Below are 23,936 nucleotides of genomic sequence, written 5' to 3' on the forward strand. Positions count from 1 at the left end.
AAAGCTAAAGTTACATACTTTCCATTTGATTTTTCAGAGAAGCACCCATTTCTTGAAACCTTAATTTTACTTTTTCAAAAAAATCTCCTTCATAAAATCCTTCCAGATCACTCTCTACCAAGACATCCATTTCTGAAACTTTGAAAGTCTGTTCCATAGGTCCAAGTTCAAACTTGATCAAGTATTTATTATTCCATGAATAAAGAGATATCCTGATATCATCCTTTTGAAATTCATTGACTACTCTCATGCCTCTCTTCTGACTTCGGAGCTGTAAGTGATCTCAGACTTCAAAGATGAGGCTACTGAGCAATATTTATCCACTGAAAGTGCAACTACTTTGGCAAACTCCTCCTCTGTAGCATCTGGTGATACAAGTACAAAATTCAAATGAATAGTCTTGTAAAAAGCAGGAATCCCTTCATTTCGATCTCCCTCAGCCTCAACAAAAAAATCTATGATGGTTTTACGTTTCTTTTTCATCATCAACACTGCATCCACAGATCCACAACCTGCCAATGCTGAAAGCAATAAATCCATTGGAGATTGGGCCTTTTTCTCCTCTGGATCATACATGTCGATTTGTACTTTATTCCCTTGTGCGTTCACAGCCTCATATTCATAATCAGACTTCATGTGTACAGTTACATTTCTTTTGCTCATATAGGTTTTCTAATTTTTTAAGACTTTCTTGGATTTTTAAACTTAGATCTTAGATTTTAGATTTTAGATTTTAGATCTTGGATTTTAGATCTTGGATTCTTGACCTCTCGAGATCCCTTGATCATTGTATAACATACCTAGTACATCCTACATCATAATTGATACTTAATACATTGTACTTGGTACTTAACACATCAAACTTAGTACTTGGCAGAAAATAATGCGTACACAGCACCCCTTTCCTCTACATATTCCTTCTATACTGTCCTCCTACTTCATAAAGTGCATGGGTGATTTGACCCAACGAACAATATTTTGCTGCGTCCATCAATTGTTCAAATATATTTTCATTTTTTACAGCTGCTTCTTGAAGTTTCATTAGCCATTCTGTTGCTAGCAAGTCATTCTTTTTATGAAGATTTTTTAATGTGAGAATCTGGGCTTCTTTCTCATCTATCGTAGCACGGATCACTTCTCCTGGTGTCACTGTAGGAGATCCTTCCGAAGACAGAAAAGTATTTACACCTATGATAGGATATTCACCTGTATGCTTAAGCATTTCATAATGAAGACTTTCTTCTTGTATTTTCCCTCTTTGATACATTGTTTCCATAGCACCAAGCACACCACCACGCTCAGTGATCCGATCAAACTCGCTGTAGACTGCCTCTTCCACCAAGTCTGTTAACTCTTCGATGATAAATGCGCCTTGAATTGGATTTTCGTTCTTGGCAAGTCCCAATTCCTTATTGATGATCAACTGAATAGCCATAGCTCTCCTCACAGAAGCTTCTGTAGGGGTAGTGATAGCCTCATCATATGCATTGGTATGCAGAGAGTTACAATTATCATAGATGGCATACAGTGCTTGCAGTGTCGTCCTGATATCATTGAAATCTATCTCTTGAGCATGCAAAGAGCGCCCGGATGTCTGAATATGATATTTCAGCATTTGAGACCTTTCATTGGCATTGTATTTCAACTTCATGGCTTTGGCCCATATTCTTCTAGCCACTCTCCCGATGACAGCGTATTCTGGATCTATGCCATTAGAAAAAAAGAAAGATAAATTCGGTGCGAACTTATTAATATCCATCCCTCTAGACACATAGTACTCTACATATGTGAAACCATTGGAAAGTGTCAAGGCTAATTGGGTGATTGGGTTAGCTCCAGCTTCTGCAATGTGATAGCCAGAAATAGATACGGAATAAAAGTTTCTTATCTGGTTTTCTATGAAATACTGCTGCACATCTCCCATCAATCTCAATGAAAATTCAGTTGAAAAGATACATGTATTTTGAGCCTGATCTTCTTTCAATATATCAGCTTGCACAGTCCCTCTCACTTTTGCTATGGTATCTGACTTTATTTTTTCATAAACCTTTGCTGGAAGCACTTCGTCTCCAGTCACACCAAGAAGCATCAGTCCTAGCCCATCATTTCCATCTGGAATTGCTCCTTGGTACTTTGGCCTTTCTACTCCTTTTTCTTCGTATATGGCGTTTATTTTCTCATTGACTTCAGCTTCCAATCCTTCCTTCTTGATATAAAGCTCGCATTGCTGATCAATAGCTGCATTCATAAAAAATGCTGTCATAGTAGCCGCTGGTCCATTGATAGTCATCGATACAGAAGTCATGGGATCAGCTAGATTGAAGCCCGAGTATAACTTCTTAGCATCATCTAGACAGCAGATATTTACTCCTGAATTACCAATTTTGCCATAGATATCTGGCCTATAGTCAGGGTCCTCACCGTACAAAGTCACCGAGTCAAATGCGGTAGAAAGTCTCTTTGCAGGTAAGCCTTTGGAAACATAGTGAAAGCGCTTATTGGTACGCTCAGGACCACCTTCTCCAGCAAACATCCTCGTCGGATCTTCCCCCTCTCTTTTGAATGGAAATACTCCTGAGGTGTAAGGAAACTCCCCTGGGACATTTTCTGTAAGACCCCATTTCAACAAATCGCCCCATGCCTCATACCTAGGCAAAGAGACCTTAGGAATACTTGACCCCGAGAGCGATGTAGTGAAGGTTTTTACTTTTATTTCCTTATCTCGAACTTTGAATACATAGTATTCATCTTTATACTGCTGTACTTTTGAAGGCCACTCTTCTAGCCATTTTTTATTTTTCGGATCTAATTCCAAAGCCACTTCTGCATATACTTCCTCCAATTCTTTGATGAGCCTGTCTTGGTCTGCTAAAGAAAGATCTTGAATGGCTTCTATAGATTTTCTAATGCTATACAGCTTTTGAGCTACTTCTTTTTGAGCTTCGACCCAAGCATCATAGCTTCGGTTATTTTCAGATATTTCAGAAAGATATCTCGTTCTGGAAGGAGGGATAATATAAACTTTTTCTGACATTTCACCTGTCACAGCAAAGGTGCTGTCAAGATCCACTCCTGTCTTTTCGACCAATTTCTGAATGATTGCCTTGTAAAGGCTATTCATTCCTGGATCATTGAACTGGGAAGCGATGGTCCCAAACACAGGTATATCCTTATCTTCGATCTCCCATAGGTTATGATTTCGCTTGTATTGTTTTTTGACATCCCTAAGCGCGTCTTGGGCACCTCTTTTGTCAAACTTATTCAAAGCAATCACATCGGCAAAATCGAGCATATCAATTTTTTCCAATTGTGTAGCGGCACCATATTCAGGGGTCATTACATAAAGTGACATATCAGAATGCTCTATGATCTCTGTATCAGATTGGCCAATGCCTGAAGTTTCCAAAATGATAAGATCAAATTCAGCAGCTTTTACAATGTCCACTGCATCTTGCACATATCTGGAAAGCGCCAAATTCGACTGCCTTGTCGCTAAAGATCTCATGTACACATCTGGATGATTGATTGCATTCATTCTGATTCGATCACCAAGTAATGCTCCACCTGTCTTTCTCTTTGATGGATCTACAGAAATGATTGCTAAGGTTTTGCCTTTGAAGTCTATCAAAAATCTGCGAACTAGCTCATCCACCAAAGAAGACTTTCCGGCACCTCCAGTGCCCGTAATCCCTAACACTGGTGTTTTACTTTTTTGGGATAATGTTCTGACTTCATCAAGGAGCGGTTTTGTTTGCTCGGGGAAATTTTCAGCAGCAGATATTAATCTCCCTAGGCCCTTTTTGTCAGACTTTTGAAGACTTTCCAAGCCTTTGTGATCTATACCTACAGGGAAGTCAGACTTTTCGATCAAGTCATTGATCATGCCTTGAAGTCCAAGAGATCTTCCATCGTCAGGTGAATATATTCTTGCTATTCCGTAATCATGCAATTCTTTAATCTCGTCAGGAAGAATTGTACCTCCACCTCCGCCAAAAATTTTGATATGACCTGCTCCTTGCTCCTCTAGCAAGTCATACATATACTTGAAAAATTCCACATGGCCTCCTTGGTATGAGGTGATTGCTATAGCTTGTACATCTTCTTGAATAGCACATGATACAATTTCCTGTACAGATCGATTATGACCCAAATGAATCACCTCACAACCAGTAGCCTGAATGATTCTTCTCATGATATTGATAGCTGCATCATGCCCATCAAAAAGTGAAGCAGCTGTTACTATTCTAATATGATTTTTTGGTTTATAAATTTCCTTTACGATTGACATAAATATGGTTTGGGTTTACTTCCTATCTCTTAAGCTAAGGTTGAAATGTGCTCAAAATGATTTTCCTTTCGATATGCGAATATAAGAAAAATAGAAGACTAGCATCTTTAGAATAGAAGTGTTTCAAAACAATATTCTGAAATCAAATCATTTATTTAATTGACTTTTGTCATACTTTGTCAACTTTAGAGCTACGTACTTTGTTGCATCATAAGAGGTATGGAAAAAGGAATAAAGAAACCTATGACCATAATTTACAGTCCATATATTCAACATAACTCTAATCTCATGTATCAATACACCACAGCAGCAGAAGCTGTCAAGCAGATCAAAAGTCATCAAAGGATATTCATTCACGGTAGTGCTGCTACCCCATCTTTTCTCTTACAAGCTTTGGCTGAACGTAAAGAAGAACTCAAACAAGTAGAGGTGGTATCTATATCGACATTAGGTGCCATGCCATTGACAGATCCTTCTTGTAAAGGCAGCTTCTTTATGAACTCGTTGTTTGTATCTGAAAATGTACGCCAAGCAGTAAATAGCGAACAAGGAGGCTATGTTCCAATTTTCCTAAGCGAAATCGGTAGATTATTCAGAAACAACATCCTACCCATCGATGTTGCTATTCTGAATGTATCCGAACCAGATGCTCATGGATTTTGCTCATTGGGTGTATCTGTAGATATAGCAAAGCCTGCTATTGAGACCGCTAAAGTTATCATCGCACAAGTGAACAAGCAGATGCCAAGAACCCATGGTGATGGACACATACACTTTTCAAAATTTGCAGCAGCAGTGCAAGTAGATGAACCCTTACCTGAGGTCAATTACGGAAGCAAAATAGGTGAAAACGAACTAAAAATAGGCTCATACATTGCTGAAATGATAGAAGATCGCTCAACCCTGCAAATGGGAATAGGTGCTATACCAGATGCTGTACTTCAGAGACTGACTTCACACAAAGATCTTGGGATACACACGGAAATGTTTTCTAATGGAGTGATCGATCTATTAGCTTCAGGAGCTATTACGAATGCATATAAAAAGAAACATCCTGGCAAGATTGTATCCTCTTTTGCTATAGGAAATCAATCCATGTATGAACAAATTCATGACAATCCGATATTTTCGTTTCACGAAGCAGCCTATGTCAATGATACGGCAGTGATTAGAAAAAACCCAAAAGTAGTCTCTATCAATAGCTGCTTGGAAATGGACCTTACTGGACAGGTATGTGCTGATTCGATAGGAAGTTACCACTATTCTGGAGTAGGCGGCCAAATGGACTTTATGAGAGGTGCAGCCTTATCAGAGGGTGGTAAACCAATCATGGCACTTTCAGCAGCTACTAGAAGAGGCACTAGTAAAATTGTCCCGTTCTTGAAACAAGGAGCTGGGGTAGTAACTACCCGTGCCCATATGCACTATGTGGTCACTGAATATGGCACAGCCTATCTGTATGGTAAAAACTTACGCCAAAGGGCTTATGCCTTGATGAACATCGCACACCCAGATCATAGAGAAGAACTTGAAAAAGCTATCATTGAAAGATTTGGAAGCTATGTCTATCCTATAACTTAAAAAAGCTGTAATCAACAAATGTCAAGAAATTGATTTGTAAATGATTTGAATTTTAGATCAAGGGAGGGGATGGTTTGGAATGGGGTAAAGTTTAGAGTCAAGCACAATCGCCCCCTTGTTGCTTGACCCTACACTTTTTTTGGTCCAATACTTTTAAATTCATTTATTTCAATTAGTGTATCCGTTAACCTCTGCTGCATAATGCTATATAAGGACAATACTTGCATTTGTTCAAGTTATCTGTCTGATCAAATGGTGTATTGAGATCATATAGCTCTTCCAAAGTAGCCTTCAGAGCGAATTCATAATCATCTTTATAAAATCTGTAATCTTCTACTTCTTGTAAAGCACCTTTCGGGTCAGGCCTTTCTTTCAAATATGGACTAAAATTATCTCGGAAAATTTCTTTAAAATTGAATAAGGCAGGTTTCAATGGCTGCAAATTACTCGGAAAGCTTGCTTGATAGAGTAGACCATAATACAACGTTTGCATAGCCGCCTTATTTCTGTTAGTATAATCTCGATCAAATAAGCTTGCTATATCTTTGAATTCCTTTTTGTCTGCACCTGACTTATAATCGATTAATCTTATGACACCATTTCTCAGATCAACCCTATCGATGATACCTTGAAGCTTTACTTTAACAAGCCCATCAGCCGTCACAATTCTAAAGTCTGCCTGATGTGGCTGTTCCATGGAAATGATTCTAAAAGGAGCATCATTTCGATCAATTTCCAATAGTTTCTCAATGTACTTTTGAAGCACATCTCTTACAATGGCCATTTGTCCACTTAGCTTTGTATTGGCATTTTCCTCAAGCATGTAATATTGCCTGATTCCCTTTTCAATCGCTGGATAAATCCAATTCATGGACAAATCTTCAAAATCATCTCTTTCGACTACATACCGTCCTTTGCGACTTATAAAACCTCCATATAGATGCTCCATACTGTAATGCGCCAAATTCCCAAAAACACCAGCATCTATTTCTTCCTTGACTTCTTCCTTTTCTTTGACTTTTGCGATGTATTGAAAGTAAAACTTAAGCCTACAATCTAAGTATACACTCAAGGATGATGGAGAAAAGTATCTCAGCGATGTACCGTCACTTGCTACTTTGTATTGTTCAAGAATCTTGAGGATATCATCATTCTTTTCGATAATGATCTCTTTACTCGGGTGCAAGTCTACTGGCAAATATACCACCTCTTCTGCTTCTTCAAGGTTCATTTCCACTTGCATCTGCTGGATATATCTACTTTTTTCCCCTGCTTTGCCTTGATCTGAGGAAGTAGTATAGATCATATGCACCTCATCAGCATGGTGAAGCAATCTGTAAAAAGTGTAGGCGTAGATTGCATCATTCTGCTCTTGGACTGGAAGACCAAAAGCTTTTCGTAAGTTAAATGGAATCATTGAATTGAGAGATGCTGCTGGGGGAAAGCTATCTTCGTTCATATTACAGATAATCACACGCTCAAAGTCAAGATTTCTAGACTCAAGTACCCCCATAAGCTGCAAGCCTTGCAAGGGCTCTCCTTCAAAAGGTAGCTTTACTTCTCTAAAAAGTTGCCTGAATAATTTAATAAAGAATTCTAATTCAACATCTACAGCTTCTTGACTTTGAAAGATATCCCTAAGCCTATTCAACTGCTTGTAGCACTGAAAGAGATAGGACTGCTGGAGTCCCTCCTCAGGTAATCGGTCTACCAAAGCTTCAATCAAATCAGTCAAGTATCCAAATAGATCCTTAGCCTCTACTTTTTGGAAAATAAGCTCAAAAAAAGGCCCTCCCTTTTTCAATTTTTCTATTGGGTAGTAAATTTTATTTTCTTCCTGAATTACCTTGAGCACTTCTTTACAAAATCCGTCGTTCTCTGATTTGAGATAAATCAAAGATAGAATATCTTTCAAAGGCCTATGATATACTGAAAGCAACCCTTCTTCTATCTTGATATAGCGCTGTAATTCAAGTATAGCTTCAATGAATGCATACACTGGTGTGTTTTTGACTGGATAACCCATCGTCACATTCACTTTATCTACCTGCTCTGGTAAACTATGAAGGACAGGAAAAAGCATCTGCTCATCTGGTAAAATGATCACAGTATTTTCCCAAGCTTGTGTATTGGTGACATTCTCTAAGATTGAACCTACCAGATTTGCTTGGTTTGATTTCAAAGGGGTTGCATAAGTAGTAATTTGGATATTTTCACGCTGGATTTTAGTTGGAATTTCTTTGGGAAAAGTCTTTTGAAAAACTGGATCTTTTGCATAAGCTCTGAAAAACAATCCAGCCTCTTGGTTGAGGTCGTCCATATAGTAGGCATCAAAGTCCCAATATATCTCTGCTCCAAATTCAGAAACAAAATGCTTGATCAGCCGCTCTTCTGTGGCTGTGAAAGCATTGAATCCAACGAAAATATAATGCTTCTCAGGAACATTTATTACTGATAATCCTTCTACTACCTTTTTATATAACTGTCCCGAGTAAGCCAATCCAGCCACCTGTAAATGAACCTGATACGATTCATACAATACACTTAACATCTCCCAGAATCTCAGAAACTTCTCCTTTTGAAAAGCATCTTGAAGTTCAAAAGATTTCCAAAATTGCTGTATCAGTGCAACTTGCTCTTCTGACAGAAAACTTAAATCAGAAGATAACTCTTTCACTTCTGATAAGTGATGATACAACCTTTTGGCATCGGCCATAAACTGATCGATATCATTGAAATCTTTGAGGATCATTTCTCCCCAATAGTAAAATTTGTCAAATGACTCTGGGCTAGGATGTAAAGATTGGTAGACTTTGTATAACTCAAAGATCAAAGTCAAGTTATCAGCTGGACGTTGCTTTGCAAATCCGTAGAAAAGCTCTTCAATAGTGACCACCTCAGGCATCCAAGTCGGCTTAGAGATCAATTGTCCCAAATGCTGCGTAAAGAATAAGCCTGCTCTCCTATTGGGAAGCACGATACGCAATTGCTGTAGTTGCTGATGTTCATTGAGTATCTGCTCAGCAGTATTCTTCAAAAACCCTTTCATAAAACCTTAACTATTTCTCCGCTTTCCAAGTAACATAAATATCCAACGGTATGCATACTGGTCAATCCTGACACCAGTTCTACATATTCTTTGACTTGCTTTTCATAATTTGGAAGCTTTTCACCCGTTTTGAAATCAACTACAATGGCCTTTTCACCTTCCAAAATAACCCTATCAGGCCTCTTTTGCTTGCCTCCAGGCAAAAGAATACCTTGCTCAGGTAAGTATACAGCTCCAGATTCAAACCAAGATTTGAATAGAGCATTCTCAAATAAACCGTTCAACTGATTTGCTATTTGCTCTTGCTCTTCTGCTGAAATTCTACCTTCAAACATAAAGCTTTCTAAATAGGACATCATCTCATGATAATCCTTTGATTTCTCTAAAATCTCATGGATCAAAAGACCAAAATCCCTTCGCTTTCTTTGATCTATACCTTCTTGAGAAAAATCAACAGCATACTTTTTTACTTTCAATAAATGATGCCACTGCTGATAATTCCACCTAAGCTTTGGTATAACAAGCTCAGGCCCTTTTGCAAGCTGCATATCAGGCCAATGCCCCAATTCAAAGCAAAAATCATTCTCTTCAAAACTACCTGATGCTAAACTCTTCCAAAAACTATTATTGGACGTTTTGAATATTTGCTGAAAATGAACTTCTAACTTATTGACATTTTCGCCCTTTTTGTCCCATGAAGACATTGCCCAAAACACCTCCTCTGCCCTAGTCAATGCAACATACACCATATTCAAACTATCTAAATATGCCATCACAGCTTCCTCAGTATAAACTTCAGAAAAATCTGACTGAGCCAATAGTCCATTAAGAGACAAGGGAACGATAATAGGATCCTGTAGTTGCTTCATTTGAAATGGAGCCCAGACCACATTTGTTTTTCTCGAATCAAAAATATCCCAATTCAAAAATGGCATCAATACTACCTTAAATTGAAGCCCCTTTGATTTGTGAATGGTCAAAATTCGCATGGCATCATGACCTTCGGGAATCTTGACCGTGCGTTTGGTGCTTTGCTCTTCCCACCATTTGAGAAATCCTGACAAGTCGGCTCTATTCTTTGCCACGTAATCGTATACTGCATCTTTGAATGCTCCCAGATAGGCTAGTTCCAGACCTGACTTCTGCAAACTCAGGAGCATAATAAGCTCTTCTACCAATTCCATCAAGGGCAATTGAAGCAAATACTCCTGTTGACTTTTGAATAGCTTGATATCATCTTGAAGAAAAGAGGGTATGTCATTCACTGCAAACAATTGATGATTCACATCATGACCATCAATGATGGCTTTGAAATACCACATAGTCTTAAACTGAATGAGATCATCTGGATCTTGAAGGTGTTTGAGTCCTGCTATCAGTGCTTTGACTGAGGCAGATTTGGTCAGAAACATACTTTCATCAGACAGTACATCAAACCTATGTTCCGCATCAGGATGATCCATAGCATATTGCATCAAGGTATCTGCTATGCGTTCTCCTTGTCGCTTGGTTCTGACCAGAAAAGCGATATCCTGTAGCTGATAGCCTACATCTTGTAGATGCTTGACCATCTCTGGTAGCCTTGCCAAAGCTTTTTCTTCAAAATTCCCATCATCTTCATCCTTATTGATCTCCATAAATTCCCACTCCACCTTCCCTTGAAAATCCTTGGAAAACTTATGCTCAGGTACTCGCTGCTGAACATCTTTATAAGCTAAAGTAATGATATCAGATTTTTGTGCTCCATACCTTGACTCCACTGCGGCAGCAAATGACTCAGGAAGGGCATTGAAAATCGCATTATTGAAATTAATGATGTTTGGAAGGCTTCTGAAATTGGTATCAAGATTCTCGTTTCTAACATTTACGCTTCCTATCTCCTCTTCTACTTGATGTAACAAAAGCTTCATTTCTCCTCCTCTCCACCTATAGATAGATTGCTTTACGTCTCCTACAAGAAGGTTAGTATGCCCTTGAGCAAGTGTATTTTCCAAAAGTGGCTTAAAAGAAGCCCACTGAAAACCAGACGTATCTTGAAACTCATCAATGAGGTAATGGTTAAATTGGTTCCCAACCTTTTCATATATAAAAGGCGCATCATGAGATTTAGTGATTTCTTTGAGGAACTCATTGGCATCTGAAATCAATAAGATGTTTTCTTCATCCTTGATGACAGTGAGTTCATCTAAAAGGTTTTTGAAAACCCCAAATACGGAAAGGTTCTTGGAGATGGCAGATAGGGTATTCCACTTGACTATCAAAGGATCAAACTGCGCCATAATCTGCCCCAGACCTTGATGATAGGCTGCTTCTATTTGAACTATTTTTTTACTTGTTTTAGCATACCACTTGTCTGGATTTTCAGGAAGATTGATTTGCGTAGAGCTCAATTCTGGAATTGGGTGATCCTTATCCCCTAGTTTTTCAAATTTCAGAGCAAAGCTTCTGCTACCACCACTGAAATCTGTCCATTCCAATGCGTTTGATACTCTTATTTGATTAGCTTGATCTTTGAGTTTGATGGCTATATGGATGATTTCTTGTTTTTGTCTATGGACAAATAATTTAAGACTTTCTATATGCTTTTTGTCTTTTAGAAACTCCCGGATTTCAGGAGCATATTTTTTAAAGTCCTCTTGAAAAATCTGTCTACCAAGATCTTTTATCTTTTTCCTAATATCCCAGGAATTCCCCTCCTGAATCTCCTCAATGGCATAAGCTACAAGCCAGCGGTGCAAATCTTCATCTTCCATGACTTGCATCACCAACCTATCTACCACCTGATCCAATACCGCCTCTTGATCCAATTCAACTTCAAATTTGGCATTGAGATCCATTTCTCTAGCAAATGCTCGAACCACCTTTTGAAAGAAGCTATCTATGGTACTCACAGAAAATCGTCCATAATGGTGAAGGATTGTCGTAAGTGTCTGAGCTGCTCTAAGCATCAATTCTTCAGCACTAATCTGCAGTGTACTCATGATCTCATGATCCATTTTGTTTGTGGGATCCACGTTGGATTTCAACCGTTTGAGTTCTTTGATAATTCTCTCCTTCATCTCTTGGGTGGCTTTATTGGTAAAAGTCACAGCGAGAATCGACTTAAAACTGACAGGGCTTTTCAGGGCTAGTTTGAGATACTCCATGGTCAGGGTGTAGGTTTTACCTGATCCTGCCGAGGATTTGTAAATAATAAAAGGTCTACTGCTCATATTGAAAATCAAGATAGGCAAAAGAATAATAAATTGAGAGGATATAAAAATAGAATGACAGAAGATGTCAGAAAAACACATAAAATAGGACTCAATAGCCGCTATTAAAAAAAATATGATGATGTGCTTATTTCCTAGTGACACCAATTCATTGGAAAAATCAAAAGCTTTAGGTCAAAATCAATGAGTATTTTAATAGATAATTTGTTCTGCCTTTTCGAAATTGATCTGGACGCAGTCTTTTACTTTGCTTATACAAATATGCTGAATTCTATCTCTATGATTACATTTAGATAGAATGTATATCCGCAAAGATAGCAGTAGCCAAGTCATATTTGGGGGTCTCAAGATCCAGATATTAATTGATGCTAATCCCGAAGTAATCTATAATTTGAATGACTTACTTCATCTTGTATAGAAACGGATATATAATTAGACATTTATGATTTTCTGATTATACGCTTTTTTGCCACTAACTTCAATTCATTGGCTCAACAGGTTGTTAATGGTCAATATCCATAAGTATCCAATATCAATTTATATCGAAAGTTAGATAAATCGGAATTTTGTAATGCTATTTGCAAAGTTCCGTATATCCATATATGATTTTTCACAAATTGCCATTTACAAAATAGCATCCCATAAAATTTCTACCGGATGTAATGCCTGCTTTCTAGTGCCGTCTTTGATTTGGTGCCTGCAAGAAGTACCTGGGGCGGCTATGATTGTATCTGCTGAGGCTGACCTTACAGACGGAAATAGGACCATCTCACCTATCTGCATACTGAGATCATAGTGTTCTGCTTCATAACCAAAAGATCCTGCCATACCACAGCAACCTGATGGAATGACTTCAACTTGATAGTTTTCTGGAAGTGACAGTATTTTTTGAGTCCACGAGAGGGCAGACAAAGCCTTTTGGTGACAGTGCCCATGTAGTTTGATATGCTTCGCTCCCTTGGTAAAAGATGAAGCATCGATATTGCCAGCCATCAATTCTCTTCCCAAAAATTCATCAATCAAAAGTGTATGAAACTTCAATTTCTTTGCTCCTTCGACCAACTCTGGTGATACTAATCTCGGGTATTCATCTCTGAAACTCAAGATGGCGGAAGGTTCAATACCCACAAGTGGCGTATTCCCATCTATGATATCTTGAAATGCCCTCACATTACTATCCGCATGCTTCCGTGCCTTCTCTAGCAATCCCTTGGAAAGAGAGGATCTCCCACTTTCTTCATGATCTACAATTTTGACTTCATACCCCAATTTTTTCAAAAGCTTAATTGAAGTAATACCAATATGCGTATCATTATAATCTGTAAACTCATCCACAAAAAGGTAAATTGACTTAAGCACTTTTGATGGAGCAGGAAGTTTTGCATACTCATTTTTGTACCAACTCCTTAAGCTGATTGATGATATCTTGGGTAGCTGTCTCTTAGGAGCTACACCTAAGACACGCTTCATAAGCTTCGAAGCCAAGGGATTACTCAAAGTGAAATTTGCCAAAGGTGCCACTATTGAGCCTATTTTGTTCAAGTCGTTGATATGACCAAAAACTTTTGACCTAAAAGGAACACCATTTGATTTGTGATATTGGTATTGGAATTCCGCCTTCATGGAGGCCATATCTACATTAGAGGGACATTCCGCAGTACAACCTTTACATGAAAGACACAGATCTAGTGCTTCCTTGATTTCAGGATGATCAAAAGGGTTTGGTTTTTGATCTTTGGTCAAAAACTCCCTAAGGGTATTTGCCCTTCCTCTAGTAGCATCTCGCTCCATTCTGGTAGCTTGATAGCTTGGACACATCGTCCCACCTGATTCGGGAAGTTTTCTACAATCGCCTGAACCATTACACTTCTCAGCCATTCTCAAAATACCACCCACTTGATCGAAATTCATTAAGGTATCTGGCTCTGGAGTCTTCATATCTGGCTCATACCTCAGCGAAGTATTCATAGGTGCAGCATCTACGATTTTGCCTGGATTGAAAATATTATCAGAATCCCAAGTATATTTCAACCTTCTGAAAAGCTGATAATTCTCTTCTCCCACCATCATGGGTATAAAAGGTGCTCTCACTCTACCATCACCATGCTCACCACTGAGAGAACCATTGTACTTTTTGACCAACTTGGCAACATCAAATGAAATATGATAGAATGCTTCTTGATCCTCCTTTTTCTTCAAATCCAAAATAGGTCTCAAATGAATCTCTCCAGCTCCAGCATGTGCATAATGTACAGGCTCTTGACCATAGGCTTCCATCATTTTATCAAACTCATCTATGTAGTCTGCCAAATCTTCAATGTCAACAGCTGTATCTTCTATACAAGCCACGGCCTTCGCATCTCCTGGGATATTTGCCAAGAGACCTAGCCCCGCACTTCTTAAAGCCCAAGCAGATTTGGTCATCGCTGGGTCTATGATAGGAAAGGCATAGCCAAGTTGATTAACCTTCAAGTCCTCTACAAGTAAGTTAGCTTTTGCCATGGCTTCAGCCTCCGTCTTACCTGTGAATTCTATCATTAGGAGAGCCATTGGATCTCCTTCTACAAAGTACCTGTTTTTACTATACTCAATACTTTCTTTGGTGCAATCTAAAATAATCTTATCCATCAGCTCCACAGCGGTAGCGGGATGCTTCATCGCTACTTGGGAAGCCTTCATGCTTTCGTGAATGGTATGAAAATGAGCTGCCACTACCACTTCGATAGGATCAGGAAGTGGATCAAGTGAAACTTTAATTTCAGTAGTAAAGGCTAGCGTACCTTCAGAGCCTGCAAGCAGCTTACAAAAATTGAATGGCTCACCTCCCTGTGTAAAAACTTCTGAGGCTAAAAGGTAATCCACAGCATAGCCTGTATTTCTACGATGTATAGATTTTTTAGGAAAATTATCTCTTATATTTTTCTGGTTTTCGGATTGCTCAAGTTCTTCTTTGACTTGTCGGTACAACTTCCCTTCCAAGTTATCCAACCTACATTTTTGGTCAAATTCATCAGGCGTAAGAGCACCAAAAACTACCTCGCTGCCATCACTTAGAAGTGTATTCAAGGTAATTACTTTTTCTCTTGTTGTACCATAGACAATTGACGTAGTTCCAGAAGAGTTATTACCAACCATTCCTCCTATCATTGCCCTGTTGGCAGTGGATGTAATCGGACTGAAAAACAAACCGTATGGTTTCAAAAATCTATTTAATTCATCTCTTACTACTCCAGGCTGAACCCTCACCCATCGCTCAGATTCATTGAATTCGAGTATTTGGTTAAAATGTTTGGAAACATCGACCACTATACCGTTTCCTACACACTGTCCAGCCAAGGAAGTCCCTGCCGTTCTAGGAATCAAGGACGTCTTATGAGCATGTGCAAATGCTATCAGTAATTTTAGGTCTTCAGTAGTCTTAGGAAATGCCACTGCCAAAGGCATTTCTCTATACACAGAAGCATCTGTGGCATACAGGGTTTTGGATAGCGAATCAAATTTCAACTCCCCTTGAAGCTGAGAAGCTAATATTTCCAAATTTGGCAATAGGTTTGGTTGGTTTGAACTCATGGCTCAAAAATAAGCATTTGAAGCAATGCTTTCTTATCTTTCGAAAAAATTCATCCACATGTTTTTCTATTTATCCCAATTTCTTTCCTTTCTAGTAATGCCATTGAGTATTTGTTTGGCATTTATTATCACCGGTTTTATTAGAATAAGAAAAAATAAAGGTAGCGGACTTATGTTATCTGGAATTGTATTGTTACTTTTTTTCAGCAATCAATTTATCAGCAACTGGGCCATGAATCAATGGGAGCCAGATGTAAAATCATTCTCCTCTATACCAACTTATGAATGGGGCATTGTTTTGACAGGTGTAACCAATCTCAATAAGGAAGTCAACGATAGGACATTTTTCAATAAAGGGGCTGATAGAGCAACTCATGCCATACAACTTTATAAATTAGGAAAAATCAAAAGAATCCTTATCACAGGTGGTGTGGGATTGAACCCCCAAAGTCCATTTGCCGAAGCTGCACTTCTGAAAAATGTAATGGTCATTGCTGGTGTTCCTGAAGAAGACATTGTATTGGAAGGCAAAGCAAAAAACACCAGACAGAACGCACTTTTCACCAAGGAAATTTTAGATCAAATGCAAATCCCTACTGGTCAAAAGCATCTTCTTATCACCTCTGCCTTCCATATGAGACGATCCAAAGGATGTTTTGATAAGGTAAAAATAAATACGGACACATTTCCAGTGGATTACTATGGCCATTCGAACAAATATGACATCCCCTCCCTCCTTTACCCAGATCCTTATGCCATTTTCAAATGGCAAAAACTTTTCAATGAATGGGTGGGAATAACAATGTATAAAATCGTTGGTTATGTCTAATCTACTTGGCTTTCAACAATCGGAATTGTAGTTTTTCCTCGTCTAACCCTGGATTATCTGGATGATCCACAGAAAACCAAATCCCTTCTTCACTGTCAAAAACATAGTTGCCATTGGCTTCGTTTTCAGGAAGTATCAACTCTCCAGTCTTAGCAAATTGCTCATCAAGAAAAATAAATGCCCAACGTGAAGGAACATATTGCCTCATTGCATCACCACCTTCTACCTCATCTTCAAACTTTGCAACTCTTACGTATGTATTTTGCTGGGGGAGAAAATGAATACTTTCATAGCTATCCGTATAATTGATCAACCTCATGATCTCATCCATATCTTCAAAAATATCCCTATCTGAAACGGGAGGTTCTGGTGAAAACTTTGAAAAAGATGCAGCTAGCTTATTGACTTCATTATTCTTGTAGACATAGATGTCTTTGTAGTTGTGATTGATAATGATCTCATTGTTTTTGCCTTTATTTATAAAAGGCATGATAAACTTATTAAGATTACTTCCTAAGTAAGTTTTGTCATAGAAGCTCAACTTTTCAATCTCATGATTTTCAAGATCGTAAGACACAAGGTTTGGAATTGCAGAGAGTTCATCAATGGAAAGTGAATTATATTGAAAAACCATCGGAAATGCAGCTGTGTAATATTTCCCATCAATTATCTGAAAGTTGTAAGATATAAAGTCAAAATTTTCCTCAACAAAACTAGATGAATCAAATGTTATGTCTTCAATTATTTTTCCTTCACGATCGACTTTGTATAAGTGCCTATTTGAGGAGGATAGCCAAATATTGTCTTCCGCATCAATCAAATAATCAGAAACTTGGCCTGATATCCCATTGGGCCCTTCCTTATCAATATGGATTAAAAAGGACATTTGATGTGACGCCTTATCAAATGCTACTAATGAAGAAAGGCTATAATTATAAAAATACACATGGTTCCCTTGGTTTTTCATCCCTAAGTTGAAATGCCCCCACCCTTCAGGTAATTCGAATGAAATCACCTTTTCTGCTAATTCAAATGGTTCATTACTTACATTTACCTCATCAGATTTTGGATTGCTACAAGCAAATGCAAGAAAAGTAAAGAGTAATAAATAATTCGATCGAGCCATATATTTAGGGATTTTAGATTATGGATATACGGAACTTTGCCAATAACCTTACAAAATTCCGATTTATCTAACTTCCGATATAAATTGATATTGGATACTTATGGATATTGACCATTAACAACCTTTTGAGCCAATGAATTGACGTTACTGGCAAAAAAGCGTATAATCAGATTTTAGATTTTGAAAAGAATCCCTAATATACCAATACTTTTAGTTATTAAAAATTTATCCTAGTTTGATTTCTTCTTTTGATTGGCCATCTTCGATTTCAGCCACTAGTTCATCATACCAATCAGCTCCAAATTTTCTGATCAAGGCATCTTTCAAAAATTTATAAACAGGGACTCCAAGCTGTGTTCCTAGTACACAAGCAGCACTGCATATGTCCCATCGATCATAATTCAAAGCTTCAAAACCATCATATTTCTTTACCCTAATCGGATATAAATGGCAAGAAATAGGTTTTTTGTAAGCAATCTTTCCATCTAGATAGGCTTGCTCTATCCCACACTTGAGTACTCCCTTTTCATCATAAAGTGCATAGGCACATTCCCTATTATCGCCAATCGTAGGCGTTCCTTTATCGCCATCCTTATCGACAACCCAGGTTCCTTGCTTCGCTATTGCATCCCTGCCATCTTGCGTGATATAGTCTTTGACAATTGGATAAATCTCTTCTATGATCTGAGTCTCTTCATCTTCCAAGGGCGCCCCAGCATCACCTTCTACACAACATGCCCCTTTGCACTTTTCCAAGTCACAAACAAAAAACTGATCTTTTATATCATCACTGATCACAGCATTACCTACTAGTATCATCTTTTTTCATTCTTTGCACGCAAAGCTACAAAAAAGGATTTATCATTCAACCGCATTAATGTTACCAGTCATTGCAGCGTGCCTTCCGCACATGTAGGGGGCTATTTGAGTTGCGAGTTCTGGTGTAAGTGTAAAAGACATTGTAGAATCAGTAGCTACAAAATTGACCGAAGGATTATCTTCAAAGGTACCAACCATATCATTTTGAGCTAAGAGCGTAGTATTTGCTATGCCCATAATTAAAAAAGGATGCGCTCTTCCAGCTTCATTTTTGATTTCATACCTTGATCCAATTTTAAGCGTAAGTGCTGTATTCTCGACGTTCAGACTTGCTCTAGCTCCATCCCCATCGATGGCTGTAAAAATATAGGCTGTTGCTCCAATATTATTAACAGTAATGGTGGAATTTACGAAGTTTGGATCTGGTATATTGTCCTTTTCTTCTGTACAAGCAAAAATAACAGACACCATAAATAATGTAGCAGCAAATAATTTGAAGTAGATTTTCATATCTCTCTTTTATGATTGTACGCTTCTTTGCCAGTAAATCAATTTATTGACTCATTCGGTAGCTAATGGTCAATATCCACAAATATCAAATATCAATTAATATCGGTATTTAGGTAAATCGGATTTTCTCAATGTTACTGGCAAAGTTTCGTATATACATATTCTCTTTTTATGGGTTGAAATACGATGAAATCCAATGATTTGGATTTTAAAAATCATAATGGGACAAAAAAAGAACTGCCTCGACTTTTCGAGGCAGTTCAACCCAGCACTATGAAGAAAAGCTTTTTAAAGCCTTACTATACTTATCAAACAGAGTGGAGTAAATATTGTTTAAGAATCTCTGAAAAAAATTACTGATTTTTTTCCTAAAATCTAAATTCATATCCCGCTGTGATAAAACGAGGCAATCCTACTTGAATACCTTGAGGCCTTCTCGAAGCGATGTATCTTCTATCTGTTAGGTTTTTTACAGTAATATTAAATCTTGAATTCCATCTTTTTACATCATAACCAATCATTGCATCTAGTAATGTATAGCTTTCAATCCTACCATTTCTACCATCCAAAGTTGGCTCAACCCTATTCAACTCATCTCCAAACTGATCGCCTACATAATTTAGCGTAAGTCTTCCAATAAAACCACTAGTGGTTTCTATAGTCAAAGCTGAATTCACAAACCAATTGGGTGCATAGGGTGTTCTGTTTCCATTGATATTGATATCATTGATGAATCTATCAGCTGCATAAGTAGACATGGCGTAAGTAGCATTGATATCATAATTTAATTTAGTCCTAGTAAGTCCAAATAAATTCCCTAGCTCAAAAATCACAGCTGACTCTATACCTCTGTGTTTGGTAGCACCTGCATTCACTACACCAAAACCCATTCCTCCAGCTGATTCTGAAACAGGAATAATTTGATTGCTGAAATCCATCCAAAATCCAGTCATCTCAAAGAACAACCAGTTACTTACTTCCGATCGAAGGCCTAGCTCATAGTTGACACTTTCCTCCGCATCTAAATCTAGCACGTCGCCCATGGCAGTGATAGCATCTTTAGTCCTAGGAGGAGCATATCCTTTATGTACTCCACCAAAGATATTGAGCTTTTGATTTGGTCTATAATTGAAACCTATTCCTGGGATAATTTCATGTATCACATTCCCTGCCACCAAGATGGTATCTCTTATTCCGATGTTTTCAAAATTTCTTCTTCTGATATCTCTTTCATAGTTGAAGTTCTCATACCTCACACCTACATTGAGGTCGATCTTTTTGCTGATGGCAAATTTGTTTTGGGCATATGCAGCAAATGCTTCACCAGTTCTTACTTCATCTTCTACCAAATTGCCACTTTTCACTCCAGCACGAGTTCCATTTACCCTTTGTTCATTGGCTTGTTCAAAAAGCACTCGAGTTCCCACGATCAGCTCATTTTTGATATTAAAAAGTCCATGATCTACTTCCAATCTAGGCTCAATCCCACCCACTGTGAATTGACGATTTCTATTACCCGTGGAATTTCTCATGAAAACAGCCCCACCTGGAATAGATGTATCTCCCCATACAACACCCGTCCAGTTGCTTGGAGGTGTATTGGCTTCATTTATCTGAAAATCTTGACGATTCCAATTCCTCGTAGTAGTGTAAGCATAAGCAATGGTATTCAATCGAACATTTTCATTGAACCTGTATTTATGGCTGAAGCTTATTGAATACCTAGAAACATCAAGCTGATCATCAGGTGCCATTCTAGTGAAATCCTGTCCGCCTTGATCATACATCACCTGATTCAAACCTATGTATGTAGCGTTTGAAACTTCATTGTATAATCCTAACTTCAATCCTAATTCAGATTTGTCATTGATATTGAACAAAAACTTGGTATTGAAATCAGTGATATCGAAAGATGTAGGCCCAACATTATCTGCTCGCTTTTTGAGCAAATTCACTTGCATTCCTGTGTTGCCAAAAGTATTTCCATAGTTAACCAAACCTGAGAAAAACCCTCCTTGACCTCCCTGGATTCTTACAGAGCCTTCTTGTGATTGCGGTGGATTTGGAGAAATATAATTCACCACACCTCCTATGGTCTGTGGACCATATAGAATCTGACCAGATCCTTTCAAAATCTCAACGCCAGCCATTCTATCAATAGCAGGGGTATAGTACATTTCAGGCTCTCCATAAGGTGATAGTGCTACAGGAACACCATCTTCAAGCACTAAAACTGACCTACTCCTATCTGGATCAAGTCCTCTAATACCTATATTCACACGCATACCAAGACCTTCCTCATCTACCACATGTACTCCTGGAGATCTTCTTAGCACTTCATTACCACTCAAAGGTGAAATGGTATTGATTTCCTTCTGATCTATATAAGTCACAGACCCTGGTACTTTGCTGAATACCCTATCCTTAGATGATATCACAGTGACTTGAGGCATTTCTACTCCAGTCTCCTCAAAAACCAACTCAAGCTCATTGACTTCTCCGCCGCGTACTTCTACAGTTTTTGTAAACGTCTTGTACCCCACAGCTGATACTTTCAGTATATATAGCCCATCTTCTAAGTCAAAAATTCGAAAAGTTCCATCTAGTTTTGAATAAGCCCCCTTTACAGTACCTACTACAGCAACATTTGCATAAGGTATAGTTTCACCGTCCATAGACTTCACTAGGCCCGAAATTACAAGCGTATGTTCCTCGCTTTCATTTAGCGGGAGACCTATTGTCGGAATATTAATCCAAAGTAAAAGATAAGTAAAAACAGTAATGATTTTCATCTGAGTTGTAGTAATTATTATTCTTATTTAGATTTAATTTAATTAGTGCGCAAATCTAAAACCTATTTATACTTAATCCAAATAAATGGCAAACAGAATATTTAAATCGCATATAACCGTACATCAACATCATGAGATTTCTATTGACATGTATAAAAAATGCAGCTAATAAATTAACCAAATCTGCAATAGATCCAGGGACATTTACCAATGGAGTCAACATATGAGTGCTTAAAAAACCAGTAAAACATAACTAGCAATTTTCTCGAATTTATGATTCGATCCATTCTGATTTAAGATTTTATGAAGGTGAATTGGAAGATTGAGAGATATAAGCTCACACTTATTAGCTACATAGAAACAATTCAGGGAAATATTTCCTTACTTTGCAATGTGCAAGCTGGCTTGTCGCTGTTCCGATCATCGGAAGAGAGGAAAGTCCGGGCAACATAGAGCGCCATACTTCCTAACGGGAAGGGATCATATTGGAGACGGTATGGTTACAGAAAGTGCCACAGAAAATATACCGTCCTGTCCCGATAGCTATCGGGATCGGGATAAGGGTGAAAAGGTGGGGTAAGAGCCCACCGTGCTGATGGTGACATCAGTAGCAGGGTAAACCTTATGGGTTGAAAGACCAAATAGGCTCCGATCCAAGGGCTGCTCGTCCAAATTTTTCCTTTTGAGGATAAATCATCGGAGTGGGTAGGTTGATGGAGTCTGACTGTGAAGTCAGATCTAGATAAATGACAGGCATCACTTGGGAAACCAAGAGAATGACAGAACCCGGCTTACAGGCTTGCACATTTTAACTTTAAAAGACAAAAAACTACCATATGCCTAAGATTCTAATCATAGATGATGAAAAAGTCATCAGAGCTACTCTTAAAGAAATATTAGAATACGAAAAATATCAAATCTCAGAAGCTCAAGACGGGCAAGAAGGTTTGCAAAAAATACAAGAAGAAGAATTTGACCTAGTACTTTGTGATATAAAAATGCCAAAGATGGATGGTATTGAAGTGCTAGATCAAGTTTCCAAACTTGACAAACAACCTCAGTTCATCATGATCTCTGCTCATGGATCTATAGAGACAGCGGTAGAGGCAACTAAAAAAGGAGCATTTGACTTTGTCCCCAAACCACCCGACCTCAATAGGCTTTTGCTTACTGTTCGGAATGCATTAGACAAAAAGAATTTGGTAACTGAAACCAAAGTATTGAAGAAAAAGCTTTCGAAAAAATTAGACATGGTAGGTGAGTCTGGCGCAATACTTCATGTCAAAGAGACGATTGAAAAAGTAGCTCCTACAGATGCACGTGTACTGATCACTGGGCCAAATGGTACGGGCAAAGAACTCGTTGCACATTGGCTTCATCAGAAAAGTAACAGAGCCTCTGCTCCTTTTATTGCGGTGAACTGTGCCGCTATACCAGCCGAATTGATCGAGTCAGAACTCTTTGGCCATGAAAAAGGTGCTTTTACTTCAGCTATGAAGCAGCGTCAAGGTAAGTTTGAACAAGCCAATGGTGGTACACTTTTTTTGGATGAAATAGGTGACATGAGCTTATCTGCTCAAGCCAAGGTACTTCGCGCCCTTCAAGAGCACAAAATCACCAGAGTCGGTGGAGATAAAGACATCAAAGTAGACGTGCGTGTACTTGCGGCGACCAATAAAGACTTAAAGAAAGAAATAGAAGATGGAAATTTTAGAGAAGATCTTTACCATAGATTGAGCGTCATATTGATTCAAGTACCAGCTTTGAGAGAAAGAAACGAAGACATCCCTTTGCTTGTAGAAAAATTCTTGGAAGACATTTCTGGAGAATATGGCACAGCTAAGAAAGCTATTGACAAAAATGCACTCGGTAAACTTCAAGAGTTTCCTTGGACTGGAAACATCAGGGAATTGAGAAATGTGGTGGAAAGGTTGGTAATACTAGGAGGTCAAACAATTAGCCTAGATGACGTAAAAAAATATGCTGACTATTGATAGTCAGCATATTTTTTACCCTCTGATTTCTTTTGAATCTACTGCTTTCGCATAAGCTGGACATGGTCTGCTAGATGCACATGAAGCCAGTGCCAACAGCCCTACTCCTAAAACTACAATTGCTAATCTTTTCATTGATTAAATTTTTTACAAGTTCAAATATGTC

The 23,936-nt window shown here is 38.3% G+C and carries 13 protein-coding genes and 1 other RNA gene; 4 read left to right on the forward strand and 10 right to left on the reverse strand.

Features of this window, described 5'->3' with window-relative positions; genetic code table 11:
- Positions 1-10: 10 nt before the first annotated feature.
- The 3 genes from MM214_RS09835 to MM214_RS09845 all read right to left on the reverse strand — a co-directional run bounded on the left by MM214_RS09835 (position 11) and on the right by MM214_RS09845 (position 4,288).
- Positions 11-250: a hypothetical protein gene (locus MM214_RS09835; protein WP_241294837.1), complete on the reverse strand. Its 240-nt coding sequence runs from the start codon at positions 248-250 to the stop codon at positions 11-13.
- Positions 247-663 (reverse strand): OsmC family protein, encoded by a 417-nt coding sequence (locus MM214_RS09840; RefSeq protein WP_241294839.1) that lies wholly within the window; start codon positions 661-663, stop codon positions 247-249. Before MM214_RS09840 ends, MM214_RS09835 begins: the two co-directional genes overlap by 4 nt.
- 244 nt (positions 664-907) lie before the next feature.
- A complete protein-coding gene (locus tag MM214_RS09845) occupies positions 908-4,288 on the reverse strand; it encodes a methylmalonyl-CoA mutase family protein (protein WP_241294841.1) in 3,381 nt (1,126 codons plus the stop codon).
- A gap of 288 nt (positions 4,289-4,576) precedes the next feature.
- Between MM214_RS09845 and MM214_RS09850 the strand changes: the two genes are divergently transcribed.
- Positions 4,577-5,869 (forward strand): acetyl-CoA hydrolase/transferase family protein, encoded by a 1,293-nt coding sequence (locus tag MM214_RS09850; protein ID WP_241295147.1) that lies wholly within the window; start codon positions 4,577-4,579, stop codon positions 5,867-5,869.
- 184 nt (positions 5,870-6,053) lie between these two features.
- Here the strand turns inward: MM214_RS09850 and MM214_RS09855 are convergent, their stop codons facing one another.
- From MM214_RS09855 to MM214_RS09865, 3 genes are all read right to left on the reverse strand, one after another.
- Complete coding sequence (locus MM214_RS09855) at positions 6,054-8,918, reverse strand: PD-(D/E)XK nuclease family protein (RefSeq protein WP_241294843.1); 2,865 nt, start codon at positions 8,916-8,918, stop codon at positions 6,054-6,056.
- On the reverse strand, positions 8,915-12,130 hold the full coding sequence (locus MM214_RS09860; protein ID WP_241294845.1) for a UvrD-helicase domain-containing protein: 3,216 nt from the start codon (positions 12,128-12,130) through the stop codon (positions 8,915-8,917). The genes MM214_RS09855 and MM214_RS09860 overlap by 4 nt, the downstream gene beginning before the upstream one ends.
- A gap of 624 nt (positions 12,131-12,754) precedes the next feature.
- Positions 12,755-15,700: an FAD-binding and (Fe-S)-binding domain-containing protein gene (locus MM214_RS09865; protein ID WP_241294848.1), complete on the reverse strand. Its 2,946-nt coding sequence runs from the start codon at positions 15,698-15,700 to the stop codon at positions 12,755-12,757.
- Between the two features lie 172 nt (positions 15,701-15,872).
- Here MM214_RS09865 and MM214_RS09870 point away from each other — a divergent pair, with 172 nt between their 5' ends.
- Positions 15,873-16,529 carry a YdcF family protein gene (locus tag MM214_RS09870; protein WP_317208457.1) on the forward strand — a complete coding sequence of 219 codons (657 nt, stop codon included), beginning with the start codon at positions 15,873-15,875 and terminating at the stop codon, positions 16,527-16,529.
- A gap of 1 nt (position 16,530) precedes the next feature.
- On the opposite strand, the gene MM214_RS09875 is transcribed toward MM214_RS09870, so the two are convergent.
- From MM214_RS09875 to MM214_RS09890, 4 genes are all read right to left on the reverse strand, one after another.
- The gene (locus MM214_RS09875; protein WP_241294855.1) at positions 16,531-17,655 is read right to left on the reverse strand and encodes a DUF4221 family protein; all 1,125 of its coding nucleotides are present in this window, start codon (positions 17,653-17,655) and stop codon (positions 16,531-16,533) included.
- Positions 17,656-17,880: 225 nt separating this feature from the next.
- Entirely contained in the window at positions 17,881-18,474 is a 594-nt protein-coding gene (locus MM214_RS09880; protein ID WP_241294858.1) for a DUF3109 family protein, read from the reverse strand.
- A gap of 42 nt (positions 18,475-18,516) precedes the next feature.
- On the reverse strand, positions 18,517-18,984 hold the full coding sequence (locus MM214_RS09885) for a hypothetical protein (protein ID WP_241294861.1): 468 nt from the start codon (positions 18,982-18,984) through the stop codon (positions 18,517-18,519).
- A 368-nt stretch (positions 18,985-19,352) separates the two neighbouring features.
- The gene (locus MM214_RS09890; RefSeq protein WP_241294864.1) at positions 19,353-21,776 is read right to left on the reverse strand and encodes a TonB-dependent receptor; all 2,424 of its coding nucleotides are present in this window, start codon (positions 21,774-21,776) and stop codon (positions 19,353-19,355) included.
- Between the two features lie 392 nt (positions 21,777-22,168).
- On the opposite strand from MM214_RS09890, the gene rnpB reads away from it, so the two are divergent.
- An RNA gene (rnpB, locus tag MM214_RS09895) (RNase P RNA component class A) lies at positions 22,169-22,586 on the forward strand.
- Between the two features lie 26 nt (positions 22,587-22,612).
- Positions 22,613-23,770, forward strand: a complete 1,158-nt coding sequence (locus MM214_RS09900) for a sigma-54-dependent transcriptional regulator (RefSeq protein ID WP_241294867.1) — start codon at positions 22,613-22,615, stop codon at positions 23,768-23,770.
- Positions 23,771-23,936: the final 166 nt, after the last annotated feature.

Source organism: Belliella kenyensis, assembly GCF_022549675.1.
GTDB classification, from domain to species: Bacteria; Bacteroidota; Bacteroidia; order Cytophagales; family Cyclobacteriaceae; genus Belliella; species Belliella kenyensis.

Excerpts from the sequence above, each read along its gene's own strand:
- MM214_RS09835 (WP_241294837.1), bottom strand. The coding sequence starts at position 250 with ATGAGAGTAGTCAATGAATTTCAAAAGGATGATATCAGGATATCTCTT.
- MM214_RS09840 (WP_241294839.1), bottom strand. The coding sequence starts at position 663 with ATGAGCAAAAGAAATGTAACTGTACACATGAAGTCTGATTATGAATAT.
- MM214_RS09845 (WP_241294841.1), bottom strand. The coding sequence starts at position 4,288 with ATGTCAATCGTAAAGGAAATTTATAAACCAAAAAATCATATTAGAATA.
- MM214_RS09850 (WP_241295147.1), top strand. The coding sequence starts at position 4,577 with ATGTATCAATACACCACAGCAGCAGAAGCTGTCAAGCAGATCAAAAGT.
- MM214_RS09855 (WP_241294843.1), bottom strand. The coding sequence starts at position 8,918 with ATGAAAGGGTTTTTGAAGAATACTGCTGAGCAGATACTCAATGAACAT.
- MM214_RS09860 (WP_241294845.1), bottom strand. The coding sequence starts at position 12,130 with ATGAGCAGTAGACCTTTTATTATTTACAAATCCTCGGCAGGATCAGGT.
- MM214_RS09865 (WP_241294848.1), bottom strand. The coding sequence starts at position 15,700 with ATGAGTTCAAACCAACCAAACCTATTGCCAAATTTGGAAATATTAGCT.
- MM214_RS09870 (WP_317208457.1), top strand. The coding sequence starts at position 15,873 with ATGTTATCTGGAATTGTATTGTTACTTTTTTTCAGCAATCAATTTATC.
- MM214_RS09875 (WP_241294855.1), bottom strand. The coding sequence starts at position 17,655 with ATGGCTCGATCGAATTATTTATTACTCTTTACTTTTCTTGCATTTGCT.
- MM214_RS09880 (WP_241294858.1), bottom strand. The coding sequence starts at position 18,474 with ATGATACTAGTAGGTAATGCTGTGATCAGTGATGATATAAAAGATCAG.
- MM214_RS09885 (WP_241294861.1), bottom strand. The coding sequence starts at position 18,984 with ATGAAAATCTACTTCAAATTATTTGCTGCTACATTATTTATGGTGTCT.
- MM214_RS09890 (WP_241294864.1), bottom strand. The coding sequence starts at position 21,776 with ATGAAAATCATTACTGTTTTTACTTATCTTTTACTTTGGATTAATATT.
- MM214_RS09900 (WP_241294867.1), top strand. The coding sequence starts at position 22,613 with ATGCCTAAGATTCTAATCATAGATGATGAAAAAGTCATCAGAGCTACT.